Genomic DNA, 25234 nt, shown 5'->3' on the forward strand with positions numbered 1-25234 from the left:
TGCTGGGTAATGACAGCGATGTCGATGGCGATACCCTGACCATCGCCAGTGTCACCAGCGGCAATGGCGGTACGGCCGTGCTCAACCCTGACGGCACTGTCACCTTCACCCCGAATGCCAACTTCAACGGCGTCGCTGACTTCACTTACACCGTGACCGATGGAGCGCTGACCTCCAACACCGCCACCGTGACGGTCAACGTCGCGCCTGGGAACGATGCACCGGTTGCTGTCAACGACAGCCTGATCGCCAGCGAAGACACCCCGATTACCTACACGGCGAATGACCTGCTGGGTAATGACAGCGATGTCGATGGCGACCCCTTGACCATCGCCAGTGTCACCAGCGGCAATGGCGGTACGGCCGTGCTCAACCCTGACGGCACTGTCACCTTCACCCCGAATGCCAACTTTAATGGCGTGGCTGACTTCACTTACACCGTGACCGATGGCGCACTGACCTCCAACACCGCCACCGTGACCGTCAATGTCGCGCCGGCGAACGATGCACCGGTCGCCGTCGCAGATACCTTTACCTTAAATGAAGACGAATCACTGACAGTCACATCGGCAGCCGGTGTATTGGCCAATGACAGCGATATCGATGGCGACGCCCTGACGGCTTCACTGGTGAGTGGGCCTGCACAGGGTAGCTTGACCCTTAATGCTGACGGATCGTTTAGCTACACCCCAACTCCAAACTGGTCAGGCAGCGACAGCTTCACCTACCGCACATTTGACGGCACCACTTTCAGCAACCCGGTAACCGTCACCCTTAATGTCGTGCCGGTTGCCGATACACCTGACCTGCAACTCAACGGCAGCCGGGTGCTCGCTTCGACCGACTTTGAAAGCGCAGCGCTCAATGGCGCGAGCTGGTCCGCGGGAATTAACTCTGCTGGTCTGAACAATGGTGTTGGTAGCGCCTGGCAGACCGACAATCCGGGCGGCCAGGTAGAGATCGGTCAGCAATCGGTATACATGGGAGGTAACTCAACCAACCAGGTTATTGAGCTTGAACGCAACAGCGGTGATGCATCCAACCTGTTCACCAATGTGACTGCCACAGCTGGAGCTACCTACTCGCTGGACTTCGACTACTCGCCACGCAACGGCGGCTTGGCAACCTCCAATATCGAGGTTTATTGGGACGGTAACCTGCTCGGTACACTTAGCTCTGCAGCTGTAGGCTTTACTCCCTACCACTTCGATTTACCAGTGCCCGCAGATGGCACATACAAGCTTGAGTTCCGAGCAGTGGATAGCACCAGTGTCGGCGGTCTGCTAGACAACATTGTGCTCTCCGACGTACGCAATATTGGTAACGAAGACTCCTGGATACGCCTATCCGACATCAGCGCAAACCTAACGGATACCGATGGTTCGGAAACCCTGCAAATCACTATCGACTCGCTACCTGCTGGCTCTTTCCTGAGAGACAACAATGGCAATCTGTTCGAGGCTACCGGCAGCAACGTGGCTGATATCACCGGCTGGGATAAATCGACCTTGTCCTTCCTGCCACCACCGAATTACAACGGCTCGCTAACGCTTAACGTGACCGCGACTGCAACAGAGACCGCCAATAGCGATCAGAGCGCAACGTCAGCCCCACTGAATGTGACAGTCAATCCGGTCAATGATGGGCCCGTGGCAGGCAATGATGTGGTCACGCCAGGCTCAATCCGCTCCGGTCTGCATGCAGATTTCTACAACTACCGCGAAGGCGCAGTCGCCAGTGGCTTTGACGGCCCCAACATGGCCAGCATCAGCCAGGCGGAAGCCTTTATTGCCAGTAGCCAAGCCAATGCCATTTTTGTTGCATCAAGCCTGAGCTTCACACCGACCCTCACTCACCTGGGTAGCGGTACAGAACTGGAAACCTTTCTAGGTAGCGCCAGCAGCAGCCTGGTAGATATAAACCGACTATCAACCATAGATGCTGTCGTACACATGCGCGGGCAGATTGACCTCGCTGCAGGTACCTATAACTTCCGCATCAATGCTGACGATGGCTACATCATCCGTATTAACGGTGAGGTCGTTGCCTCATTGAACGGCACCAACACCAACAACACCTCAACTCACAGCAATTTCAGTATTGCCGACAGCGGCCTGCAAGACATTGAAATCGTTTACTACGATCAAGGCGGATTTTCACGCTTCAATGCTGAGTTGAGGAGCAATGGAGCCGGCCCTTATGAGCCCGTTACCGACTCCATGCTTTCTCACAGCCCCGCACTGTATGGCGGCGTGGAAACTTACAGCATCAGCGCTGCAGAGCTGCTCGCGAATGACAGCGACGCTGACAGTGGCGACGTTCTCAGTATTACTGCGGTGAGCGGAGCCATTGGTGGCACGGTAAGCCTGAGCGCAGATTTCTCGACCGTAACCTTTGTCCGAGAAGCGGGTTTTACTGGCACCCCCAGCTTCACCTACACGGTAACCGATACTGCTGGTGCTACCAGCAATGCCCAGGTACAGATCAACCCAACCTCCACACTGATTAGCGGGTCGGCAGCTGCCGACATATTAATCGGTGATGCAGATGACAACCTGATCATGGGCCTTGCCGGAAACGACACACTGACTGGTGCTGGCGGTAGCGATACGTTCATCTGGCTAAAAGGCCATACCGGCAATGACACCATCAGTGACTTCAATATCAGCACAGATCTTGACCAGCGAGACCGCCTTGATCTGCACGATCTGCTCCAAGGCGAGAACGAGGGCAATATCAACAACTACCTACAAGTCGTCAGCACGCCTCTAGAAACCACTCTGCAAATCAGTACCAACGGCCAATTCAATGTTGGCGGTAGTGCCGACCTGAGCATCAGGCTTGAAAATGGCGGAGCCCCCGTAGACCTCTCAAGCTTTGGCGCAACCTCCTCACAGATAGTCAACTCGCTGATCGCAGGCGCCGACCCGATCATCAAAGTCGACCACAGCTGATGGCCATAACCCCGCTACCATAAGGTAGCGGGGTTAATGTTGAGCACGGCCAGCAAGCCAAGGAGCAGTCGATGTTGTATGTGAAGCGGGATGCCTGGGGCAATTTACAGCAGGTGGAAGCAGCGCCTTTCGAGGGCATGGATGGCGAATTACTGGCTGACAGTGAAGAAGCACAAGCCTGGTATGCCAATCAGACTGTAGAAAACAGCCTGCTGCAACTCAAGCAAAGTGACCTGGACATGATCCGGGTATTGGAAGACTTGATTACCGTGCTGATCCGCAAAGGGGTGGTGCGCATCACCGATCTACCGGAAGCAGCCCAGAGCAAGCTGGTCGGCCGTAGCAAAGCGCGAGACGCCCTAGGTAGCTTGCACCGCTTGATCAATGACGACGAGTCGGAACTTATTTAGCTAGTACAAGCAGCAAAGCCTGGGTCACGCCCGACACTCCCCCGACTAACCAAACCGGGTTAACCAGGGGGCTTCATGCGCTGTACTAGTTTCTAGCCAAGCCCTGCAAATGCACAAAGCCAAACAACAGCACCTGCACCCGCTGAAGCCAGGGCTGTGGCTGGCCAACCAGACGCGCCTTGAATAGCAACAACTCGCCAAGATGCGCCAGCAGCATGCCGCCAGCAATCAAATTGACCGCCAGGTACCAGCCCTCGCTCATGGGGTAGAGCAGGTTGAGCAGCGCCAGCAACCAGAACGCGGCCAGCGCGCCTTTGGCGAATATCAGAACTTGCATACGTCACTCCTTAGTCTGGTAGTAATAACCGCTGACCAGTCTGCCCTGAACCCTCCCTCGGTGCGTCCGCACTTTGGTCGGGTCGAGTGACGCAGCAACACTCAACGCAGCGTCAGAGCAATCGGTGCTTCGCTGAAATCGAAGCAGCCGAGGAAGGTCTTGATCTCCAGCAAGCTGCCATCGACCTTTACATCGCCAAGCAGCGCGCCTTTAAGCAAGCCGTTCTCGCCGCTCATCACGGTGTCCAGATACGTCTTGTCGAGGGTCAGCTTGAGTGTCGTGCCTTCAGGAATACCTTGGTGCAACTGCACCACGCCGCGGCGTACTTCCAGTGCCCACTCCTCATCGATATCTGGGAAGCTGAAGCCCAGGGTCAGCTGGACATCATTGGCCTTGTCCGGATCGACACGGGTAATCCAGTTCTGTAGGAAGATCCGCGCCGGGAAGTTTTGCAGCATATCCGCCGAAAGAAACGCGCTGCGCATGCTCAGCGCCATCTGCTGCACCTCTTCACCGGCCAGCTTGCCTTCCAGCTCCATGGCGCTCATCAGGTACCAGTTGCGCCAGTTGATGTTCATGCTGGCGTAACCCAGCTTGCGAAAGCTGCGCGCCTTGATCTCACGCGCCAGCTTGTCCTCGTTGTCCACCTGAATGGCAAAGCTAGAAAGCTCGGCGGCCCACTGGTAATCGCCTCCGAGGTAGGCGTCACCGGCGGCCAGCAGCAGCTTCTCACGGCCACCCATCAGAGCGATCAGACGCTCGGCTTTGTCTTTCGGCGGCAGTGGATCGAGCGCCACCGGATCACCCTGAAACCAGCCTAGGTAACCGTTATAGATCTGCCGCACGCTGTGTTTTACCGTGCCGTAGTACTCGCGCAGGTAGGGTGTGTAGCCGGCCAGATGCGGCGGCAGTTTGACCTTCTCGACCAGCTCGTCCGGAGTCAGCCCCTTGTTCATCCAGCGCACGCTCTGATCGTGGATATAGGCGATACCGTCGCGAGTCATGCGCAGCACTTCCTCGACCTTATCCTGGCCGCTGACCGGACGGCCGTGCAGCGGCACCATATGTTCGGCTTTATAGGTGCGCAGCTTGTCCAGGCTCTCGACCCACACCACCGGGTCGCGGAACTTGGTGCCGCGCAGGGTGTGGATATTCGGCAGGGTCGGCCCCTGCTCCACCTCGGCGCTGATCAGCACGCGGTTATCCGGCAGGTAGACGGTGATCTCGTCCGGCGCCTCGCTGGGTACGTGGAGGAACTGCAGGTCCAGGCCGGCAATACGGGTATCGAGCTTGTCCTTGAAGGTCAGGGTCGGCGCGATAAAGGTTGAGGCCTCGACCTTGGCCAGCGGGCCGATACCGGCGTTCATCTGCTCCTGGTCGCTGGCCGGCAGGCCGGCGCCGAAGCTGTAGCCGGAGCGCACCGAGAGAATTGGCCCGACTAGCGCGCCCTGGGCCACCACATTGGTCAGCAGGGTTTCGTGAGCGATGATCTGCACCTCACCGCTGCGCACCTGCTCTTCCGTGACGAAGGCCTTTACGCCGTTGATATGGTCCGGGTGGAAGTGGGTGTAGACCACGGCCTTGACCGGCTTGTCGCTGATCTTGCGGAACTCGGCCATGATCTTGCGCGACTCGCTGACCGCCTCGCCGGTGTCGACGATGATCAACCCTTCCGGCGCCTCAATCATCGCTACGTTGCCCAGCTGCCAGCCGACGGCGGAATAGACGTTGCCAGCAACCTGGTAGACCTTCTGCGCGAAGTGCTTGGTGTGCTCGGCCAGTTCCGGATGGATCGAGGCTTTGATCTGCTCTTCGGGCAAGGCCGCGTGGCCGGCCATGGGTAACGCCAGGCTCAGCAGCACGGCGGCGGTTCGGTTGAGTGAAAACATGCGAAGGCGCTCATTGTTAGTGGCAGTGCTGGAAGATTGGCCAAACGAAGTCAATAATTCCAATGCATTCCAGAACCAATAGCGATGCACAACGCGCATGAATGATTTACGCCAGCTCCGCCACTTTGTCGCCCTCGCCGAACACGGCCATTTCGCCCGCGCCGCCGAAGCCGTACACCTCAGCCAACCGGCACTAAGCCGCAGCATTCAGGCGCTAGAAGCCAGCCTCGGCTGCAAGCTGGTCGACCGGCACAGCCGCGGTATCAGCCTGACCACTCATGGCCAGCTGGTACTGGAGCACGCCCAGCGTCTGCTGGCCGGCAGCCGCGCGCTGAAGAACGCCGTCAGCCAACTGGGTAATCTGCAAACCGGTGAACTGCGTCTGGGCACCGGCCCCTACCCGGCCGCGCGCCTGGTGCCACGGGCGCTAGGACGCATGGCGCAGCGCTATCCACGGGTGCGGATCAATCTGCAGATTGGCAACTGGCTGGAGCTGCGCGGCAGTCTGCTGGATGACGCCCTGGAACTGTTTGTCGCCGATAGCCGCGAGCTGATCGACGATCCTTTGCTGTGCATCGAACCGCTGCAACGCCACAGCGGTGTGCTGTTCTGCCGCCCAGGGCACCCGCTGCTGGAGCAACCCTCGCTGCGTATGCACGACCTGCTCGACTACCCGATTGCTGGCACCCAACTGCCACAGGCGGTCGAGCAAAACCTGCGCGCACTCAGCGGCCGTGAACAACCGCTGAGTATTCAATGCGACAACTTTATGGTGCTCAAAGCCCTGGTGGCCGATAGCGACGTGTTGAGCATGGCGCCTTGGGATGTGGTGGCCGAGGATATCCAGACCGGCCGCCTGGCACGGCTGCCGCTGGAAACAGGTGCGTTGACCGAGCAATCCGCCTACGCCCTGATCAGCCGCGCCGGGCATAGCCTGTCACCAGCGGCGCAAGCCATGCGGGAGGAGATACTGGCCGAAGATCGGCTCTTCGGCCGTCAGCTTGAAGGCGCGCCGGATTCGTAGCGCGCCTAGAAATTGTGGTCAGTTGCGCTGCCGCTCCCAGCCCTTCCGCTCATCGCGCCGGCCCTCGCGTCGATCATCACCACGACGATCAGCGCTACGCATCACATCATGGCGCTGCGGGCGCTGCTGTAGATGATTGCGCGCGTGATCGCGATTACGGCGGCCATCCCAACCCGCGCGCGGTTGCGTTACGCGGTAGTCGTGGCGATTCTGGTATTTGTGCGTCTGGTAATGGCGCGGCTTTGGGGCCGGCACGTAATAGCGCGATGGGTGACGGTGATCATCGTAACGACGCCCGTCATGGTGGTAAGCGTTGTAACGCTGCGGCTGTGGCACTACATAAACCGGGTAGCTCTGCGTCCGGTAATACGTGGTCGAATAATGTCGGTCATAACCATGATGGCCATAGCCACTGCCGCCATAAACCGCACAGCCGGTCAGGACCCACCCCAACAACGAAATAACCATGGGTTTGAACACCATGCTGCCCTCCGTACTACCCGTGGATAAAAGGCCAGTCAATACTGGCCTCCCGAACCCGCTGAGAACAATCCAGTGCCTCAACAGCGACCTTTTTTAGCCTGCCCAGGCGGACAATGGGGCGGACCGCCACCACCGTCGCCGATATCCACCCCGATGCCGGGAAGACGCAGGCTACAGCCCTGTGCGCTGAAGGCCAGCATGGCCACCAGCAATACGCTCAAATAGGTTTTCATCAGCAACGCCCCTGCATACGTAGACCCGGAGGACAGTGATTGCCATTGCCACCGCCATAACCCACATCCACACGAACAGGCTCACCGATGCGCGCATGTACACCCGGCGCGCTGAAGGTACAGCCGCCCAGTAACAACACTAATGACATCAGAGTTAAAACACGCATTGCGATACTCCTCGAATGTCCCATAGGCATCAGGTACCTACGGTGACCCAGCATCCATCAAGCTGCATGGACACTAACTTTGACCTGGCTAAATACCCTCTGTTCAGTCCAGAGAAAAATACAGTTCCAGACTGAGCAAGCGAATGCTCTGCGCCGCTCTACTGCGCGATACCCAGCCCGCCGGCCAACGTAATTGCCGTTTGAGAGTGTGCGCATGTCAACCACCTCCTATGCACATGTCGATAATTGGCACGATGCTCGCTTGATGATCCCCGTTCGATAAATTCAGGAACAACCCGCTGCGGCGGAGTTGCGGCACCACAACTTGCAATAGTCGACTAGGGTTCCGGTTCGCTAAGCGATGCATCAGCGGATGACTGGTCCGAGAGTTGACGACCTCACAATGGCCACGGTCGGGGTTACACGGCGGGATAAAAGCCCGGGAGAACGCACAGCACTGTTGTTCGCTTTCCTGTTCCCGCTTGCCTGACCCGAGGTTATCTATGCCACTACGTACCCTGCTCGCCCGTCTCACCTGCAGCTGCCTGCTGGCCAGCCTGCTGCTGCAACCGGCGCACGCCGCCACTGAGCCGAAAACCTTCAAGCTGTGCTGGTCGATCTTTGCCGGCTGGATGCCCTGGGGCTATGCCGCCACCGAAGGCATCGTCAACAAGTGGGCCGAGCAGTACGGTATCCGCGTCGAGGTTAGCGAAGTGCCTGATTATGTGGGCTCCATCGAGCGCTACAGCGCCGGTGAGTTCGATGCCTGCTCGATGACCAATATGGATGCGCTGACCATCCCAGCTGCTGCGGGTGTGGATTCCACCGCACTGATCATCGGTGACTTCTCCAACGGTGCGGATGCCATTCTGCTGCGCGGCCCCGGCCTGACTCTGAAGGATCTCAAAGGCAAGACGGTGCTGTTGGTAGAAAACTCGGTATCGCACTACCTGCTCAGCCGCGCCCTGGAATGGGCCCTGCTCAAGCCTGAGGATGTGACCATCCAGCACGTGTCGGACACGCAGATTGCCGAGGCCTTTCTCGCCGGCCAGGGCGATGCGGTGATCACCTGGAACCCGATCCTGGCCAAGATCAAGCAGCAGACCCAGGTCAGCCAGGTGTTCAGCTCGAACCTGATTCCCGGCGAGATCGTCGACCTCACCGTGGTCAACAGCAAGGTCCTCGCCGCCCACCCGGAGCTGGGCAAAGCGCTGACCGGTGCCTGGTTCGAAACCCAGCGCCTGATGGGCATGCCCACCGATGCAGGGCGCGCGGCACGAGCGAAGATGGCCAGCGCCGCCGGCACCACGCCAGAGGACTTCAGCCAGCAGCTGGACACCCTGCGCTCGTTCTACTCGCCGCGTTACGCCTTGGCGTTTGCCCGTGCCAACAAGATGCCCGAGCTGATGCAGCGGGTCGCCGAATTTGCTGACCAACAGAAGCTGCTCGGCCACGACGGCAAAGGCCTGGACAAGCTCGGCATCGCCTTTAGCGGGGAACGCAGCCTGGGCAATGCCGACAACATCCTGCTGCGCTTCGATGGCAGTTATATGCAAATGGCCGCCGAGAAAAGCCTGTAGCCCAGCGCGCCCTGCAATGCAGCACGCCTGCGCCACCACGCACCGCCAGGGCGCACAACCCTGGCCTGGCGTCAGCAGAAACCGCGTGTCAGCGGGCTAGATTGAGCTGGCACGATGTTCGCAATACCTACCTCGTGCAGGAACAACCCGCTGCGGCGGGATCGCGGCACCACAATTTGCAATAGCTGACTAGGGTTCCGATCCGCGATCACTGATCTGCGGGTGACTGGTCCGAGAGTTGGCGACCTCCTTCGAGGTTACACGGCGGGATAAAAGCCCGGGAGAACGCGCCCCACTCGTGGGGAAACCGCCGCGCACTCCTGCCCGCCCATTTCGAACTGGAGGTTCCACCATGCGTAAGACCCGTCTGTGTTCAGTGCTCGTCGCCGGCCTTGCTGCCGCCATCAGCCTCAATAGCCACGCCGCGCCGAAATCCGACTTCAGCGTCTGCTGGACCATCTACGCCGGCTGGATGCCTTGGGAATACGGTGGCGCCGAAGGCATCGTCGACAAGTGGGCGAAAAAGTACGACATCAATATCGATGTGGTGCAGATCAACGATTACGTCGAGTCGATCAACCAGTACAGCGCCGGCCAGTTCGATGGCTGCACCATGACCAATATGGATGCCCTGACCATTCCGGCAGCTGGCGGCGTGGACAGCACCGCGCTGATCATTGGTGACTTCTCCAACGGCAACGACGGCGTGGTGCTCAAGGGCGAGAAAAAGACCCTGGGCGACCTCAAGGGCCAGAACGTCAACCTGGTCGAGCTGTCCGTTTCCCACTACCTGCTGGCGCGCGGCCTGGAAAAAGCCGGCCTCAGCGAGAAAGACCTGAAAGTGGTCAACACCTCCGACGCCGACATGGTCGCCGCCTTCTCCACCAGCGACGTCACCGCCGTGACCACCTGGAACCCGCTGCTGGCTGAAATCGAAGCCACGCCCAACGTGACCAAGGTGTTCGATTCCAGCCAGATCCCCGGTGAAATCATCGACCTGATGGTGGTCAACAGCGACACCCTCAAGGACAACCCCGCCTTCGGCAAAGCGCTGACCGGCGCCTGGTACGAAATCATGGCCACCATGAGTGCCGACACCCCGGCCGGCAAGGCCGCTCGCGAGCATATGGCCAAGGCTTCCGGCACTGACCTGGCTGGCTACGAAGCACAGCTTGCAGCGACCAAGATGTTCTATTCGGCCAAGGACGCCGTGGCCTTCGCCACCAGCCCAAAACTGCCGGCCACCATGACCAAGGTCGCGGAGTTCTCCTTCGGCCACGGCCTGCTTGGTGAAGGTGCGCAAAGTGCCGATGCCATCGGCATGGGCTTCGCCAAGGGCGTGACCACCGGCGACACCGGCAATCTCAAGCTGCGCTTCGACCCCAGCTATATGCAGATGGCGGCTGACGGCACGCTGTAACCCGACGCCTTCGCGTTACCGGCACCTCGTAGGGTGGATGACGCTTCACCCATCCACCACCTCGCGCCTTCATGGTGGATGAAAAAGCGTCAGCTACGCGCCCCGATCCACCCTACGCACGACGAGATAACTATGCGCCTGATCAACCGCCACCCGGATCGCAGCGGTCGCCTGCTGCTGATTCTGCTGCCCTTCGCCCTGCTGCTGTTCGCCTATTTCGCAGGCTCGGCGCAGCGCCTGGCCGACAACCCCAACGACAAACTGCTGCCCAGCGCCAGCCAGATGGTGGCGGCGGTTGATCGCCTGGCCTTTACCGAGGACAAACGCAGCGGCAACTACCTGTTCTGGCAGGACAGCGCCGCCAGCCTGTCACGCCTGGCCATGGGCATTGGCATCGCCGCCATCGCCGGGCTGTGCCTGGGTATCGCCGCCGGTATCGTGCCGCTGTTTGGCGCGCCGTTGTCGCCGCTGCTCACCGTGCTGTCGATGGTGCCGCCACTGGCGATTCTGCCCATCCTGTTTATCGTTTTCGGCCTCGGCGAACTGTCCAAGGTGATGCTGATTGTGATCGGCATCACCCCCTGCATCGCCCGCGACCTGGAACAGCGCGCCCGCGAGATCCCCCAGGAAATCCTGATCAAGGCGCAGACCCTCGGCGCCAGCACCTGGACCCTGATTCTGCGTGTGGTGCTGCCGCAATTGCTGCCGCGCCTGCTGATCGCCCTGCGCCTGATGCTCGGCTCGGCCTGGTTATTCCTGATTGCCGCCGAAGCCATCGCTAGCACCGATGGCCTGGGCTACCGGATCTTCCTGGTGCGCCGCTATATGGCCATGGATGTGATCCTGCCGTACGTGGTGTGGATCACCCTGCTCGCCTGGCTAATGGATCTCGGCCTGCGCCAGACCATCCGGGTGTGCTTCCCCTGGTACGAGGGGGCGAAAGCATGAAAACCATAAAGAGCAGCACCGTAGCGAGCGAGTCGCTGGCAAGAAGCCCGGAGCGCAGCAACCGGAGTGGACATCTCGTCCATGAGGATTGCGAGCACCGCGCGACGCAGCCAGCGACTCGCGCAGTCGGTGCCTTTATCGAAGTGAAGAATGTCTGGCAGGAGTATGGAGACCAGGTTGTTCTGGAGCGCCTGAACCTGAGCATCAACGAAGGCGAGTTCTGCACCCTGGTCGGCGCTTCCGGCTGCGGAAAGTCGACCTTTCTGCGCCTGCTGCTCGGTCAGGAGCGCGCCAGCCGAGGCGAAATCCTGCTCGGTGGTGAGCCGCTGGCTGCCGAACCCGATAGCAGCCGTGGCGTGGTATTTCAGCGCTACTCGGTGTTCCCACACCTGACTGTGCTGGTCAACGTCGCCATCGGTCTGGAGTTGCCGCGCTCGAAATTACTCGGCCGGCTGTTCGGCGCCGCCAAGCGCGAAGCCCGCGAGCAGGCGGCGGTGATGCTGCAGAAAGTCGGCCTCGGCCATGCTCTGGACAAATACCCCAGCCAGCTCTCCGGCGGCATGCAGCAACGCCTGGCGATTGCCCAGGCGCTGATCATGCAACCGCGCGTGCTGCTGCTCGACGAACCCTTCGGCGCCCTCGATCCCGGTATCCGCAAGGACATGCACGGCCTGCTGCTGGAGCTGTGGCACGAAACCAAGCTCACCGTATTTATGGTCACTCATGACCTGAGCGAGGGCTTCAGCCTCGGCACCCGCCTGCTGGTGTTCGACAAGACCCGCATTGACCCGCACGCGCCGAACGCCTTCGGCGCGCGCATCACCTACGACATCCCCCTCAACAGTGACCGCCGCGCCACCCGCGCCGCCGTCGAAGCGTTGCCCGCGCATATCAGCGGCAACCTGCAACCGGCCCTGTAGGAGCACCCGATGACTGCCTCATTAAGCCTGCGCCCCACCCTCTACGAGGAACTCGTTCCCGGTGGCGGCCATACCTCCTTTGTCCTCAAGCGCGGCCAATTGCTGCGCATTACCGACCTGCAAGGCGGCGCCAATGCCAGCCTGCTGCTGCTCAACGCTGCCGAAAAAAGCGAACGGCTCAACCTGCCCGACAGCCTCAAATGCCAGCACACCGCCAAGCTCACCGCCGGCCATTGCCTGTATTCGGACATGGGTCGCGTGCTCGCCGCCATCACCGCCGATACCTGCGGCTGGCATGACAGCTTCGGCGGCGTGCTCAACGCCACCGAGGTGCAGGAGAAGTACGGCAACGGTAACTATCAGCAACTGCGCAACGGCTTCTTCCGCAACGGCGTGGACAACCTGCTGGTGGAAATGGGCAAGTGGAATCTCAATCTGCAAGACCTGCTGATGTGCCTCAACCTGTTCAGCAAGGTCACGGTCGACAGCGACGGCTGCTTCCACTTCCAGCCGGGCAACTCCAAGGCCGGCGACTACGTCGAGCTGTACGCGCCGATGGACTGCCTGGTGGTGCTCACCGCCCTGCAGCACCCCATGGACCCCAACCCCAACTATGCGCCCAAGCCGCTGCAACTGAGCTGGCACAAGGTCGAAAGCGACGGCATCAGCGTGCTGTGCCGTACCTCGCGCCCGGAAAACGCCCGTGGCTTCCATAACACCGAACGTCTGTATATCTGAGGCCGGCCAGCATGACTCTTATCTCAAGCGACAAGCACCCGGAAGCTGCGGTGTACCGCGCCACCATCGCCGCTGGCGAACCCTTTCTCTGCGAAGTAAAAGCCGGGCAGACCCTGCGCCTGCTTGATCTGGAAGGTAATCAGGCGGTCGACACCCTGTTCTATTCGGCGCGCAACCCGCGCGAGCGCTATGACGTGCAACGCACCCTGCGCAAACAGAACCGCGTGTACCTGACCACCGGCAGCGTGCTGTATTCCAACCTGGGCCAGCCGATGCTGACCATCAGCGCCGACACCTGCGGCCGCCACGACACCCTCGGCGGCGCCTGCGCCCAGGAGAGCAACACCGTGCGCTACGCCCTGGACAAGCGCTATATGCACAGCTGCCGCGACAATTTCCTGCGCGCCAGCCTGCACGACGGCCGCCTGAACAAGGCCGACATCAGCGCCAATATCAACTTCTTTATGAACGTACCGGTAACGCCCGAAGGCGGCCTGACCTTTGAAGACGGCATCTCCGCCGCCGGCAAATACGTCGAGCTCAAGGCGCATATGGACGTGATCGTGCTGATCTCCAACTGCCCGCAACTGAACAACCCGTGCAACGGCTACAACCCGACTCCGGCTGAGGTGCTGGTGTGGGATTGAGCAGGTTAAAAACGAAAAGCTTGCAAACAGACCTGTAGGAGCGGGCCATGCCCGCGAACGCTCTTCGCGGGCATGGCCCGCTCCTACAACCTATGGACGACCATAGGGCGCATCACTACCGGCGGGACGGCCCGCCCCTTCGAGGACACCTCGAATGTTCAGCAAACTGCTAATCGCCAACCGCGGCGCCATCGCCTGCCGCATCCTGCGTACGCTACGCACCCTTGGTGTACATGGCGTAGCCGTCTACTCCGAAGCCGACGCCGCCAGCCTGCATATCCAGCAGGCAGACGAGGCGCACAGCCTGGGCGAAGGCCCGGCAGCCAACACCTACCTGGTGGTCGAGAAGATTCTCGCCGTGGCCAAGCAGAGCGGCGCCACCGCGATCCACCCCGGTTACGGCTTCCTCTCCGAAAACGCCGCCTTCGCCGAAGCCTGCGAGGCCGCCGGCATCGCCTTTGTCGGCCCAACGCCAGAACAGCTGCGCGTATTCGGCCTGAAGCACACCGCCAGGGCGTTGGCCAAACAGCACGGCGTGCCGATGCTCGAAGGCACCGAACTGCTGGAAAACCTCGACGCCGCGCTGGTCGCGGGCGAACAGGTCGGCTACCCAGTGATGCTGAAAAGCACCGCTGGCGGTGGCGGCATCGGTATGCGCGTTTGCAACAGCGCCGCCGAGCTGAGTGATGCCTTCGAGGCGGTCAAACGCCTGGGGCAGAACAACTTCAGCGACAGCGGCGTGTTTATCGAAAAATACATCCAGCGCGCCCGCCATCTGGAAGTGCAGGTGTTTGGCGACGGCCAGGGCGAGGTGCTCGCCCTGGGCGTGCGCGACTGCTCGGTGCAGCGGCGCAACCAGAAAGTGCTGGAAGAAACCCCGGCGCCCAATCTGCCAGCCGGCATGGCTGAGGAGCTGTGCGCGGCGGCGATCAAACTGGCCAAGGCAGTCAACTACCGCAGCGCCGGCACCGTGGAATTTGTCTACGACAGCGAATCAGCGCGTTTCTATTTCCTTGAAGTAAACACCCGCCTGCAAGTCGAGCACGGCGTTACCGAACAGGTGTGGGGCGTCGACCTGGTGCGCTGGATGATCGAGCTGGCGGCCGGCGATCTGGCGCCGTTAAGTGAACTGGCGAAAGGTCTGAAACCCAGCGGCCATGCTATTCAGGCGCGCCTGTACGCAGAAGATCCGGGCCGCGACTTCCAGCCAAGCCCCGGCCTGCTTACCGCCGTCGACTTCCCCAAAGCCGACGGCAAAGCGCTGCGTATCGATACATGGGTCGAAGCCGGTTGCGAGATCCCGCCCTACTTCGACCCGATGATCGCCAAGGTCATCACTTGGGCCGATAGCCGCGAAGCCGCCAGCAGCGCACTCGGCCAGGCCCTGGCCGACACAGTGCTGTATGGCGTGGAAACCAATAGCCAGTACCTGCGGCAGATCCTCACTGACGCACCGTTCGCCAGCGGCAATCCCTGGACCCGCTGCCTGGAAAATTTGAACTACCAAGCCACGACCTTTGAAGTGCTGAGCGCCGGCACCCAGACCACCGTGCAGGACTTCCCCGGCCGCCTAGGCTACTGGGCCGTCGGCGTACCGCCATCCGGGCCAATGGACAGCCGCGCACTGCGCCTGGGCAACCGTCTGCTGGGCAACGAGGCAGATGCCGCCGGCCTGGAAATCACCATGAGCGGCCCAACCCTGCGCTTTAACATCGATGCCGTGGTGGCGGTCACTGGCGCGGCTATTCCCTTGCAGGTGGATGGTGTCGAGCAGCCACTGAATACCGCGCTGCTGATCAAAGCCGGCAGCACCCTGAGCCTTGGCACTATCAACGGTGCGGGGGCACGTAGCTACCTAAGCCTGCGTGGCGGTGTGCAGGTGCCGGAATACCTGGGCAGCAAAAGCACCTTTACCCTCGGCCAGTTCGGCGGCCACGGCGGTCGCGCCCTGAGAGCCGGTGATGTGCTGCATATCCCGGCACTGATCGACCACCAAGCCGGTGCGCAACTGCCCGCCGATCTGTGCAGTGCCCTGCCCGCTGTGCGCGAGATCCGCGTGATCTACGGCCCGCACGGCGCGCCGGAATACTTCACTCCGGCCTATATCGAGACCTTCTTCGCCACCGACTGGGAAGTGCACTTCAACTCCAGCCGTACCGGCGTGCGTCTGAACGGCCCAAAACCGGAGTGGGTGCGCGACAGCGGCGGCGAAGCCGGCCTGCACCCCTCGAATATCCACGACAACCCCTACGCCATCGGCGCGGTGGACTTTACCGGCGACATGCCGGTCATCCTCGGCCCAGACGGCCCGAGCCTGGGCGGCTTCGTCTGCCCGGTGACGATTATCGAGGCGGATCTTTGGCAGTTGGGCCAGCTTAAGGCGGGTGACAAACTACGCTTTACCCCAGTCAGTATTGAAGTCGCACGGCAGTTGGCCCAAACCGGAGACCTTGAATGCGCGAGCCTTCGTAGGAGCGGCCTTGGCCGCGATCAAGCTGACAACGCAATCGCGGGCAAGCCCGCTCCTACACCAGCCCATACACTCACCTCGCCCATCGTTCTCGATATCGGCGAAGCCGATAAACGCCTGGTCGCGCGCCTGTCAGGCGATACCCATCTGCTGCTGGAAATCGGCGCGCCAGAGCTAGATCTGGTGCTGCGTTTCCGTGGCCACGCGCTGATGCAGGCACTTGAGGCTAAGCAGTTGGTGGGCGTGATCGACCTGACGCCGGGCATCCGCTCGCTGCAGGTGCACTACCAGCCGGAAACCCTGGCCCTTAGCGATCTGCTCGGCATCGTCGCCGGCGAATGGGACGCGGTGTGCGCGGCGCAGGACCTGCGCGTACCGTCGCGCATCGTTCATCTGCCACTGTCCTGGGATGACCCGGCCTGCCAGTTGGCGATCGAAAAATATATGACCACGGTGCGCAAGGACGCGCCCTGGTGCCCGAGCAACCTGGAATTTATCCGCCGGATCAACGACCTGCCCAATCTGGATGAGGTGTACAGAACGGTGTTTGAGGCCAGCTATCTGGTCATGGGCCTGGGCGACGTCTATCTCGGCGCGCCGGTGGCAACGCCGCTCGATCCGCGCCATCGCCTGGTCACCACCAAGTACAACCCGGCGCGCACCTGGACCGCGGAAAACTCGGTGGGCATCGGCGGCGCCTATATGTGCGTGTACGGCATGGAAGGCCCCGGCGGCTACCAGTTCGTCGGCCGTACCCTGCAGATGTGGAACCGCTACCGCGAGGTGGCCGCGTTCGACGGCAAGCCCTGGCTGTTGCGCTTTTTCGACCAGATCCGCTTCTACCCGGTCTCGGCGGAGGAGCTGCTGCGTATTCGCCGTGACTTTCCTCTGGGTCGCTATGACTTGCGTATCGAACACAGCGAGCTGGCACTCAACGACTACCAGGACTTTCTCGTTGATCAGGCCGACGGCATTGCCGCCTTCCGCGCCCAGCAACGCGGCGCCTTCGACGCCGAACGCCAGCGCTGGATCGCTTCCGGTCAGGCGCACTACGAGAGCGAGGAAGTCGCCGCCGATCTCGGCGAAGACGCCCCGCTGGGCATTGGCCTGCACAGCATCGACAGTCATATCGCCGGCAACCTCTGGCAAGTGCAGGTCAGTGAGGGCAACACAGTCAAAGCCGGCGATGTGCTGGTGATTCTGGAGTCGATGAAGATGGAAATCCCCCTGCTCGCCCCGCGTGATGGCGTGGTGCGCGAGGTGCGCGTGCAGCCCGGCTCGCCGGTACGCGCGGGTCAACGCGTAGTGGTTCTGGAGGAAGTTCTGTAGCTGTAGGGTGGCTGACGCTTCACCCATCCACCAACTGCGGCCTCACGGTGGATGAAAAAGCGTCAGCTACGCGCCCCGATCCACCCTACGCGCTGCCAACACGGTAGCGGCCAGTCGCGGCTAAAGCCCCCTTCCACATGGCTGCCGGCAAATCGGCCTGGCACCGATGTTTCAGCAGCGCCGGCCGGTGTCGGGCGCTACAATGCGGCGACTATGTAACCAGCAGAGCCTTGCATGTCTCACAAATCTCCCCTGGCCCGGCAATGGTCCTTGATTGCGCTGCTGCTGGCTCTGCTCGGTTGTGGCTTCCTTGCCACCTCCCTGGCCAGCTACTACGCCGCCCTCGATTCAATCCGCGCCGGGATCATCAACACCGAACTGCCGCTGACCTCGGATAACGTCTACTCGGAAATCCAGAAGGACCTGGTTCGGCCCATCCTGATTTCCTCGATGATGTCGCGCGACACCTATGTGCGCGACTGGGTGCTGGGCGGCGAGAAGGACGCGGAGCAAATCACCCGCTACCTGCGCGAGGTGCAGGAGCATTACGCCACGGTCACCAGCTTCTTCGTCTCGGAGAAAACCCACACCTACTACCAGGCCAAGGGCGTGCTCAAGCAGGTGCAGGAAGATGAGCCGCGTGATGACTGGTATTTCCGCGTGCGCGACATGCAGACGCCTTACGAAATCAATGTCGATGTCGACATGGCCAACAACGACCGCATGACCGTGTTTATCAACTACAAGGTGTTCGACTACCAGCAGCGCTTTATCGGCGCGACCGGCGTGGGCCTGACCGTGGATGCGGTGGTCAACCTGATCGACACCTACCAGCAACGCTACAACCGCAGCGTGTTCTTCGTTGATACCGAGGGCCGCCTGGTACTCACCGGCGCCAGCGGCGGGCCGATGGGCTCGCGGGTTGGCCAGTCGCTCAGTGAAATCCCCGGCCTGGAAGAATTGCAGGCCAAGCTGCCGCATCCGCAGAGTGGCGACTTCGAATATCAGGAACACGGCCGTGAGCACTTCCTCAATGTGCGCTTTATCCCCGAGCTGAACTGGTACCTGTTTGTCGACAAACATGAAGACGGCGCGGTCGCCGGCATCCGCAAGTCGCTGTACCTCAATCTGCTGATCTGCCTGGTGGTCACCGTTATCGTCATCAGCCTGGTCAGCTTGGTGCTGCGCCGCTATCAGCGGCGCATCAGCGCCCTGGCCACCACCGACCTACTCACCGAACTGCCCAACCGCCGGGGTTTCGACTTGCTGGCCAACCAGGTCGTGCAGGAAGTGCGGCGCAGCCCAAGCGCGCTGTGCGCCCTGATGCTCGACCTGGACAACTTCAAGCAGCTCAACGATAGCCATGGCCATATGGCCGGTGATGAAGTGCTGCGCCGCTTCGCCAGCGACCTGCGCAGCACCGTGCGCCAGTCCGACATCATCTGCCGCTGGGGTGGCGAAGAATTTATCCTGCTGCTCAAGGACACCACACCCGAGCAGGCCCGCGAGCTGGGCGAGAAAATCCGCCAGCAAACCGAGCAAAGCAGTATCAGCTTCAACGGCGCGCAGCTGCGCATCACCACCAGCATCGGCCTGGCGCAATTGCATGCCGATGAGTCGCTGGAGCAGCTAATCACCCGCGCAGACCGCGCCCTGTACCGGGCCAAACAAGGCGGCCGCAACCGCCTGTGTGAAGAAATCGCGTGAGTGATGACAGCAGCCGCTGCCCCTGCTGCGGGCAGCTTAACCAGTGCGCCCAGGCTGGCGCCGACGCGCCAGTGAGCGACTGCTGGTGTTTTAGCGTGCCCATCGATGCCGCGCAGCTGGCCAAGCTACCGCCCGAGCAGCGCAACCGCAGCTGCCTGTGCCCCCGCTGCGCCCAGGGCTTGCCACCTGAAGCGCAGCCCGCCGCCGACTAGCCATGCGTCTCGACCGATTTCTCAGCAACCTGCCCCAGCTCAATCGCCAGGCCGCCCGCCAATTGCTGGCCAGCGGCCGCGTGCAAGTGGACGGCACAGTGGTGTGCGATGGCTTGTGCGAGGTCAGCCAGTTCAGCCGTATCGAGCTTGATAACGAGCTGCTGCAGGCCGGTAAAGCTGCGCGTTATTTCATGTTGCACAAACCCATCGGCGTGGTCAGCGCCACCGAGCATGAGCAGCACCGCACCGTGCTTGACTTGCTCGATGAACAGGAGAAGGCCGACCTGCACCTTGCCGGCCGCCTGGATCTGAATACCAGCGGCCTGCTGCTGATCACCAACGATGGCCAATGGTCACGCCGCCTCACCGAGCCGCGCAGCCGCCTGGGCAAGGTCTACCGCGTTGAGACCGAACAGCCGATTACTCCTGAGTACATCGAGGTCTTCGCCCGTGGCCTGTACTTCGCCTATGAAGACCTCACCACCCTGCCCGCAGAGCTGGTCATCCTCGATAACCACAGCGCCCTGCTGACCCTGCACGAAGGTCGTTACCATCAGGTCAAGCGCATGTTTGGCCACTTTCAGAACAAGGTCATCGGCCTGCATCGCCTGAGCATGGGCGCCATCCAACTCGACCCGCAGCTAGCCCCCGGTCAGTACCGCACCCTGACAGAAGCGGAAATCGCCTGTTTCTAAGCCAGCCCGCGCTCAAGTCACATACTTAGCTAGCTAACCGACAAACGGTTGTTCGATATCCCAATATTCACTTGCACCAGCAGGAACGCGGCTGCTTAAATCAAACCATAAGGTCTTATCGTGACCGAACAGTCACGCAAGCCATCTAAGCGTTCCATCGGTTACTTGCGCACTGCGCGAAATGGGTTCCTGCCTGGTCAAAGACGCCACTCCACACCTGCCAAAAGGTCGTGGACGGATGCTCTATCTCAGCCCTAACTGATTGAAAATAAATAACTTATAAAATCCTCCAGCCTGACATCTTGTTGTCACGTCCAGGCGCTTTCCTAACTGTCCTACTTAGCCCGGCTCAACGGCCCCGCCGTTTTGCCATGCCCATTTTTGCGCCAGGAGGAAACGACATGAAGCCAGCCACCGCTGTCGTCGATGTTCACGGAATCTACAAGATCTACACGGAGTTCTACGCCAATCCGAGCGCGCGCAAGACCATCATCCTGGTTAACGGCTCACTCTCCACCACCGCAGCCTTCGCACAAACGGTCAAATACCTGCGCACCCAGTTCAATGTGGTGCTCTACGACCAGCCCTATGCCGGCCAGTCGAAGCCGCACAACCATCACCATCAGCCAATCACCAAGGAGGACGAGGCCAGCATCCTGCTCGAACTGATCGAACAGTTCCGCGCCCACCACCTGATGTCGTTCTCTTGGGGGGGCGTCGCCGCCATGCTCGCCCTGGCCCAGCGCCCGGCGCGTATTGAGAAGGCGGTCATCACCTCCTTCTCGCCGTTGCTCAACGAGCCGATGGTCGACTACCTGGAACAAGGCCTGGCCCATCTGCACGCCCTCGACGGCGACCAACTCGGTCACCTGGTCAACAGCACCATCGGGCGCTACCTGCCGTCGCTGTTCAAGCGCTATAACCATCGCCATATCAGCAGCCTGGACAGCCACGAATACCAGCAGATGCATGCCCATGTGCACCAGGTACTGCACCTCGACGCCCATTGCCAGATGCAGTGCCTGGCAGGCATCGAAATCCCGCTGCTATTCGTCAACGGCGAACACGACGCCTACACCTCGCCAGCCGACGTGCGCCTGTTCGCCAAGCACCTGAACGACTGCCAGTTCGTCACCATCGACAACGCCGGGCACTTCCTCGACATGGAGCACAAAGCCGCATGGCTGCAGAGCCAGGCCGCACTGCTGGGCTTCCTGCAGAGCAAGCCACTGCGCCAGACCCACTACCGCCCACAGATGGACGTACTGCACGCGCTGGCCGTATGAAGCCTGTACGCACCCGCGCCCGCACCGCGTTATTGCAGATAACCGGGGCGCGGACTTCATTTCAACCAAGACTTCCGGTATAAAGGCACCCGCTGCGGGCGTCGTATAGTGGTAATACCCTAGCTTCCCAAGCTAGAGCTGTGGGTTCGATTCCCATCGCCCGCTCCAAATCGCAGAATCTAAAGCCTCGAAACCAAACGGTTTCGGGGCTTTTTGCTATCTGGGGTATGGTTGGGTCGGGAGTGGGGTCGGCTATTGGGTTTGCCCACAGTAGATTTTGTAGGTGATTCGCCCCCCTTTTGCCCTACAGCAGGTATCCATACAGGTGGCGCGGTGGAATCCTTTCCGCAAGCTTCGGCCTAGGCATCACAGTGGCGCAATGCCAGCTTTTACGGGTCAAGACCTTCCGTATCTATTAGCTTTAATCCACTATGTTTGGCATGAAAAAACTTGAGTGGTGGGAACGGCGGAATGGACTAAGAGCGTCAGCACAGAGGAAATAAATATGCTGGTGAAGGTTTATCTGGAGTACGGCCTATGGCTATTAAGCGGCCAGACCGCCCCAGAGGTTGGGCAAACCAGCCCGGACTAAGACGAAAAAAATAGAAACTTGAGCCAACCCAACGCGGGATAGCAAAAACTTAGAAATTGAATAGGCACTGGTATACCCATAACAAACAGTGCCTGAACGCTCAATAGAGAGGATGAGACAAATGAAAGGACGCACATTTGCAGCAATTATTATAGGAATAATTATTTTATGGGCGACGTCAGGATGGATATTATATTCATCGCCTGAGCGTGGAACATTTGGGGATATGTTCGGGACTGTAAACTCTCTTTTCTCCGGATTGGCATTTGCAGCAATTATTTATACCATCGCACTTCAGAGAACCGAACTAAGCCTACAAAGAAAAGAGCTCGAATTAACAAGAGGAGAAATGACAGGACAGAAGAAAGCACTGGAAGCACAAAGCGAGCACATGCGCCTGCAAAGCTTTGAAGGAACCTTCTTTCAAATGTTGAAACTACATAACGAACTTCTAAACTCAATAGACATCACACTAGGCACAAACCTATATGAAGGACGCGATAGCTTTGCAGGGTCATGGAGACGGTTTCGATCAAAATACGCACCAACACCAGAACAGCTTAACGAAGACCGCCTAACAGTAATACAAGCGGCTTATGATGAGTTCTGGAACATCTACAGCGGTGAGTTCGGCCATTACTTCAGATCGCTATACAACATATTAAAATACATTGATAAAACCCAAAATATCGATCAGCAGTTTTACGCAAACATAGTGAGAGCGCAAATATCCACAAAGGAACTTACTGTTATTTTCTATAACTGCATTTGCAAGGAAGGGGAAAAATTCAAACCACTAATTGAAAAATACGCACTCCTAAAACATTTAAATATTGAAGACATCGGAACAGCTAGCGACACCAGCCATTACGACAGAATGGCATTCGGCGGAAAAATATAAAAATCAACGAAATATTCTACAAAATTTAAAATAAAAACAAGAAACTCACTCAACAATTATCAAGAAGACAAAGCACTAAAGAATTTTCACCTAACCTTCTGACAAGAAATAAAACCAAAAAACCAGCACTACTTCGCTCACACTCACACGCCGAACTAACGAAAGCAGCCCCTACGCCTGAAACCCAATTAAAATATTTAAGAACTACTGGGCGCACTCGAAACTACTGGAATTTAGATCAAGCTATTTGAGGCAATGGAGTCAAAGCAATCATCATTATTAATGCTCCGCAGGGCATATCAATGCGCAAGATAAAACCACCGAAAGCCCAAGTAAGCTTTAAATAAACGGCCCCACCCTATAAAACGCCAATATTTAATTAAAAATAACAGGATAACGTTGAGGAACACAAAACAATGGAAAAAAATCATTTCGACCCGCACACAAGCTTCATCAGACTCCCGATATTCAAAAGCACAATTACAATAAGTATTACACTGGCGACAGTAGCGTGCGCCATCATAATCACAAACTCAGAACTCACCCCGAATTTTTCTTTTGAAGGCTTCAACCAAGCTTTAACAGTATTCAAACTGCCACTTGGGATACTAGCAGTAACCATCCCTATAATTGCACTACTAGCGGCCAACCACAAATCCGAGCAAACAAGAGAACAGATGCGGCTAGCGTCTGAAAACAACAATTTCTCAAACTATTTCAAGCACTTCTCAGAATTTCAATCCTATATAGAAAAGAACACAAACGATAAAGACATTCTAAAAGTAAAAAATCTACGAAACATGCACATAAGAATATTCCCACAATCAAAAATAGGAATTTTCGATTCGTCATCCAAAGCAAAAATACAAATTAATGAATTTATTGAAAAATACCTAACCCTACTGCAAACACTATCAGAAAGACAAGACCAAGTTAAATCAATAAAAGACCATGAAAACTTTAAACCTGAAGACATAGAAGAGTTTCTTCCATCGCTAATGGAAGCGCACACCAATATATGCAAAGAAATTAACGAATTCATACCTTCCCAAGGGCTCTGGCAGAATGACGAAACCGCACCTAGACTTCACCCCCTAAACAGTAACTCAGCACCAATAATGAGACTTATGGCCGTCAAAAATAGCGTAAAGATTATTAGCCTTGCGCTTAGCTTTGATGAAAAATATGAGGCCAGCATACTTGAGCAATTGCTAGACCGGCTTGAACCTAACGCCAAAGAGGGTGCTGGCAACCTATCAGAAGAAAGGGTGTTTTTAGATAGAGCCAAAGAGATTATCGAAATATAAATAAATTTTTAAGATGAATAGTAATAATCTCTTTGCATAAAACTTAACGTTTTATACATAACCGTGGTTGAGTGTCGAAATCAGAGCGGCGAAAAGCGGGATAACTCAAACGGAAAAAGAGGAATCTGTTCTCCTCCCCAGCTCCAAATCACAGCATCCAAAAGCCCTGAAACCAACCAGTTTCGGGGCTTTTTGTTTTCGGGGATAAACGACGTAAGCGCTAAGTAGCGCGAGCATGCCGCCAGGCATTTGAAACAACCCTGACGGACTACAGTAGATGGCGTTCCCAACTGGATTCGAACCAGTATCTAGCCCTTAGGAGGGGCTTATTCTATCCATTGAACTATGGGAACCGAGGCTGGATAGACGGGCCACCAGCGGGCGGCATCTTAGCGAGCCTGGCTGGTTTTGTCATGCCGCTGCCATCATCTCGGCGCCATACTGCCAACTGACTGCCAACCGGCTGTCATAAGGAGAGGAGATCGCCATGCGCCCCGCTGCTTCGCATCATCTGCCGGATTCGCCTTTTGCCGATTTTCACCTGCGTGCGGTCAGCGTTAACGATGCTGCCGCCCTGGCTGCCTTATTGCAGCAACTGGCGCCCGATGAGCCGCGTGCCGATGCCAAGCTGCTGGCTTTGCGCTTGAGCGAGCTGCCGGTGAGCCGCGTGGTGCTGGTGGCCGAGCGTGACGGTAAGTTGCTCGGCACCTGCACGGTCAATCTGATTGAGCACCTGGCGCACAACTTTGCCCGCTCGGCGATTCTTGAAGATGTGGTGGTGGATACTGAGGCGCGCGGCCTGGGGATTGGCCAGGCGCTGATGGGCAAAGCCATCGAGCGCGCCCGCGCCTGGGGGTGTTACAAGGTGGCGCTGTCCAGCAGCCAGAGCCGTGAGGCCGCCCATGCGTTTTATGCAAGCCTGGGGTTTAAGCCGCATGGGATTAGTTTGGCGCTGACGCTGGACTAAGACGCTGTCAAAGGCCTT

Annotated in this window: 22 protein-coding genes, 2 tRNA genes and 2 riboswitches; of the genes, 18 read left to right on the forward strand and 6 right to left on the reverse strand. The window is 58.7% G+C overall.

Annotated elements, in window-relative coordinates; translation table 11 throughout:
- Positions 1 to 2: 2 nt before the first annotated feature.
- Both AACX99_RS12560 and AACX99_RS12565 read left to right on the forward strand, forming a co-directional pair.
- Positions 3 to 2954, forward strand: coding sequence for a tandem-95 repeat protein (locus tag AACX99_RS12560; RefSeq protein ID WP_339412241.1), 2952 nt, complete (start codon positions 3 to 5; stop codon positions 2952 to 2954).
- A 71-nt stretch (positions 2955 to 3025) separates the two neighbouring features.
- The gene (locus tag AACX99_RS12565; RefSeq protein ID WP_339412243.1) at positions 3026 to 3364 is read left to right on the forward strand and encodes a tryptophan synthase subunit beta; all 339 of its coding nucleotides are present in this window, start codon (positions 3026 to 3028) and stop codon (positions 3362 to 3364) included.
- Between the two features lie 85 nt (positions 3365 to 3449).
- Here AACX99_RS12565 and AACX99_RS12570 read toward each other — a convergent pair whose 3' ends face one another.
- Both AACX99_RS12570 and AACX99_RS12575 read right to left on the reverse strand, forming a co-directional pair.
- Positions 3450 to 3701 (reverse strand): DUF1145 domain-containing protein, encoded by a 252-nt coding sequence (locus AACX99_RS12570; RefSeq protein ID WP_339412245.1) that lies wholly within the window; start codon positions 3699 to 3701, stop codon positions 3450 to 3452.
- A 101-nt stretch (positions 3702 to 3802) separates the two neighbouring features.
- Complete coding sequence (locus AACX99_RS12575; protein WP_339412247.1) at positions 3803 to 5590, reverse strand: alkyl/aryl-sulfatase; 1788 nt, start codon at positions 5588 to 5590, stop codon at positions 3803 to 3805.
- A 97-nt stretch (positions 5591 to 5687) separates the two neighbouring features.
- Here AACX99_RS12575 and AACX99_RS12580 point away from each other — a divergent pair, with 97 nt between their 5' ends.
- Positions 5688 to 6614 carry a LysR family transcriptional regulator gene (locus tag AACX99_RS12580; RefSeq protein ID WP_339412249.1) on the forward strand — a complete coding sequence of 309 codons (927 nt, stop codon included), beginning with the start codon at positions 5688 to 5690 and terminating at the stop codon, positions 6612 to 6614.
- Between the two features lie 18 nt (positions 6615 to 6632).
- On the opposite strand, the gene AACX99_RS12585 is transcribed toward AACX99_RS12580, so the two are convergent.
- The 3 genes from AACX99_RS12585 to AACX99_RS12595 all read right to left on the reverse strand — a co-directional run bounded on the left by AACX99_RS12585 (position 6633) and on the right by AACX99_RS12595 (position 7497).
- Positions 6633 to 7097, reverse strand: a complete 465-nt coding sequence (locus AACX99_RS12585; protein WP_339412251.1) for a hypothetical protein — start codon at positions 7095 to 7097, stop codon at positions 6633 to 6635.
- A gap of 77 nt (positions 7098 to 7174) precedes the next feature.
- Entirely contained in the window at positions 7175 to 7330 is a 156-nt protein-coding gene (locus tag AACX99_RS12590; protein ID WP_339412252.1) for a hypothetical protein, read from the reverse strand.
- Positions 7330 to 7497, reverse strand: coding sequence for a hypothetical protein (locus AACX99_RS12595; protein WP_339412253.1), 168 nt, complete (start codon positions 7495 to 7497; stop codon positions 7330 to 7332). Before AACX99_RS12595 ends, AACX99_RS12590 begins: the two co-directional genes overlap by 1 nt.
- A 327-nt stretch (positions 7498 to 7824) precedes the next feature.
- Positions 7825 to 7945: riboswitch (guanidine-I (ykkC/yxkD leader) on the forward strand.
- 55 nt (positions 7946 to 8000) lie between these two features.
- Here AACX99_RS12595 and AACX99_RS12600 point away from each other — a divergent pair.
- From AACX99_RS12600 to AACX99_RS12665, 14 genes are all read left to right on the forward strand, one after another.
- A complete protein-coding gene (locus tag AACX99_RS12600; RefSeq protein ID WP_339412255.1) occupies positions 8001 to 9077 on the forward strand; it encodes a putative urea ABC transporter substrate-binding protein in 1077 nt (358 codons plus the stop codon).
- A gap of 178 nt (positions 9078 to 9255) precedes the next feature.
- Positions 9256 to 9363, forward strand: a riboswitch (guanidine-I (ykkC/yxkD leader).
- A 66-nt stretch (positions 9364 to 9429) separates the two neighbouring features.
- Positions 9430 to 10497 (forward strand): putative urea ABC transporter substrate-binding protein, encoded by a 1068-nt coding sequence (locus AACX99_RS12605; RefSeq protein ID WP_339412257.1) that lies wholly within the window; start codon positions 9430 to 9432, stop codon positions 10495 to 10497.
- A gap of 132 nt (positions 10498 to 10629) precedes the next feature.
- The gene (locus tag AACX99_RS12610) at positions 10630 to 11445 is read left to right on the forward strand and encodes an ABC transporter permease (RefSeq protein ID WP_339412259.1); all 816 of its coding nucleotides are present in this window, start codon (positions 10630 to 10632) and stop codon (positions 11443 to 11445) included.
- On the forward strand, positions 11442 to 12365 hold the full coding sequence (locus AACX99_RS12615; RefSeq protein WP_339412261.1) for an ABC transporter ATP-binding protein: 924 nt from the start codon (positions 11442 to 11444) through the stop codon (positions 12363 to 12365). Before AACX99_RS12610 ends, AACX99_RS12615 begins: the two co-directional genes overlap by 4 nt.
- 9 nt (positions 12366 to 12374) lie before the next feature.
- Complete coding sequence (locus AACX99_RS12620; RefSeq protein WP_339412262.1) at positions 12375 to 13103, forward strand: urea amidolyase associated protein UAAP1; 729 nt, start codon at positions 12375 to 12377, stop codon at positions 13101 to 13103.
- An 11-nt stretch (positions 13104 to 13114) separates the two neighbouring features.
- Complete coding sequence (locus AACX99_RS12625) at positions 13115 to 13750, forward strand: urea amidolyase associated protein UAAP2 (RefSeq protein WP_170048079.1); 636 nt, start codon at positions 13115 to 13117, stop codon at positions 13748 to 13750.
- Between the two features lie 154 nt (positions 13751 to 13904).
- A complete protein-coding gene (gene uca, locus AACX99_RS12630) occupies positions 13905 to 17549 on the forward strand; it encodes an urea carboxylase (RefSeq protein WP_339412264.1) in 3645 nt (1214 codons plus the stop codon).
- A 234-nt stretch (positions 17550 to 17783) separates the two neighbouring features.
- The gene (locus tag AACX99_RS12635; RefSeq protein ID WP_339412265.1) at positions 17784 to 19256 is read left to right on the forward strand and encodes a sensor domain-containing diguanylate cyclase; all 1473 of its coding nucleotides are present in this window, start codon (positions 17784 to 17786) and stop codon (positions 19254 to 19256) included.
- Entirely contained in the window at positions 19253 to 19468 is a 216-nt protein-coding gene (locus AACX99_RS12640; protein ID WP_339412266.1) for a cysteine-rich CWC family protein, read from the forward strand. The genes AACX99_RS12635 and AACX99_RS12640 overlap by 4 nt, the downstream gene beginning before the upstream one ends.
- A 2-nt stretch (positions 19469 to 19470) precedes the next feature.
- Positions 19471 to 20163, forward strand: a complete 693-nt coding sequence (locus tag AACX99_RS12645; RefSeq protein ID WP_339412267.1) for a pseudouridine synthase — start codon at positions 19471 to 19473, stop codon at positions 20161 to 20163.
- 401 nt (positions 20164 to 20564) lie between these two features.
- Positions 20565 to 21449 (forward strand): alpha/beta fold hydrolase, encoded by an 885-nt coding sequence (locus AACX99_RS12650; RefSeq protein WP_339412269.1) that lies wholly within the window; start codon positions 20565 to 20567, stop codon positions 21447 to 21449.
- Positions 21450 to 21543: 94 nt separating this feature from the next.
- Positions 21544 to 21617, forward strand: a tRNA-Gly gene (locus AACX99_RS12655).
- 545 nt (positions 21618 to 22162) lie between these two features.
- A complete protein-coding gene (locus AACX99_RS12660; protein ID WP_339412271.1) occupies positions 22163 to 22942 on the forward strand; it encodes a putative phage abortive infection protein in 780 nt (259 codons plus the stop codon).
- A 416-nt stretch (positions 22943 to 23358) separates the two neighbouring features.
- On the forward strand, positions 23359 to 24249 hold the full coding sequence (locus AACX99_RS12665) for a hypothetical protein (protein ID WP_339412273.1): 891 nt from the start codon (positions 23359 to 23361) through the stop codon (positions 24247 to 24249).
- A 278-nt stretch (positions 24250 to 24527) separates the two neighbouring features.
- Here the strand turns inward: AACX99_RS12665 and AACX99_RS12670 are convergent.
- Positions 24528 to 24602: transfer RNA gene (locus AACX99_RS12670), tRNA-Arg, on the reverse strand.
- Between the two features lie 134 nt (positions 24603 to 24736).
- On the opposite strand from AACX99_RS12670, the gene AACX99_RS12675 reads away from it, so the two are divergent.
- Positions 24737 to 25216, forward strand: a complete 480-nt coding sequence (locus tag AACX99_RS12675) for a GNAT family N-acetyltransferase (RefSeq protein WP_339412275.1) — start codon at positions 24737 to 24739, stop codon at positions 25214 to 25216.
- Positions 25217 to 25234: the final 18 nt, after the last annotated feature.

Source organism: Pseudomonas sp. EA_35y_Pfl2_R5, from assembly GCF_963970805.1.
GTDB lineage: Bacteria > Pseudomonadota > Gammaproteobacteria > Pseudomonadales > Pseudomonadaceae > Aquipseudomonas.